We start from the raw sequence: 1124 nt of genomic DNA on the forward strand, positions 1-1124 counted from the left end.
CTAGTACTGCAACGGTGCTTGCCGTGACTGCTGGCCAGTTCGCTCGTTGGTGTGGTCATGGGTGGGGACCATGCTGGTGTCAGGTTGTGGGCGGGTGAACTGGACGCTCTGCATGAGCGGTTCGTGCACCGGTTCAACCGGGAGGAGCCGCGTCAGTCGGCGCTGGCTTACATGCGGGGCCTGGTTGCGCCGCTGCAGCGCAAGAACGGCTGGACGCTGGCGGAGGAAGCCGGGCACTCGGGGCCCGATCGCATCCACCGGCTGCTGAACAGGATCGAGTGGGACGCCGACGAGGTCCTGGACGACGTGCGCGACTACGTCGTCGAACACCTCGGAGACCGCGAGGCCGTCCTGATCGTCGATGACACCGGCTTCCTCAAGAAGGGCATCCGCTCGGCCGGCGTGCAAAGGCAGTACTCCGGGACCGCCGGCCGTACCGAGAACAGCCAGATCGGGGTGTTCCTCGCCTACGCCACAGATCGCGGACGCACGCTCATCGACCGGCGGTTGTATCTGCCCACGTCCTGGACGGACGACCGGGAACGCTGCCGACGGGCGGGCATCGACGACACGGTCGGCTTCGAGACGAAGGTGGCCATGGCCAAGGCGATGGTCCGCAGGGCCATCGCCGACCGGGTCCCGTTCGGATGGGTGACGGCGGACGCCGCTTACGGCTTCAGCAAGGGCTGGCGGTTCGAGCTGGAGCAGGCGGACGTCTTCCACGTCATGGCCACCACGCGGCACGACACCGTCGTCACCCGCTGGTCCATCGACCACCCCGTCCACGACCTGTTTCCCGGCCTGCCGCGGCAGAAGTGGAAGCGCCGTTCCTGCGGTGACGGGGCCCACGGCCGGCGGATCTTCGACTGGGCCCGCGTCGAAGTGAGGCCCTGGCACCGCGAGGACCGCCGGCACTGGGTGATCGCCCGCCGCAGCGTCAGCCGGCCCGAAGAGATCTCCTACTACATCGCCTACTGCCCCGCCGACACGACCCTGGACGAGCTGATCCGCATCGCGGGCAGCCGGTGGGCTGTCGAGGAATGCTTCCAGACCGCGAAGCAGGAATGCGGCCTGGACGACTACCAGGTCCGCCGCTATCCCGGCTGGCACCGCCACATGACCCT

General features: G+C 68.1%; 1 protein-coding gene. It reads left to right on the forward strand.

Translation table 11 applies throughout. From position 1 onward, the window contains the following. Positions 1-57: 57 nt before the first annotated feature. A partial coding sequence (locus ACZ7NC_RS45735) for an IS701 family transposase (RefSeq protein ID WP_471498432.1) occupies positions 58-1124 on the forward strand: 1067 nt, incomplete at its 3' end.

Source organism: Streptomyces sp. NPDC111802, assembly GCF_055634335.1.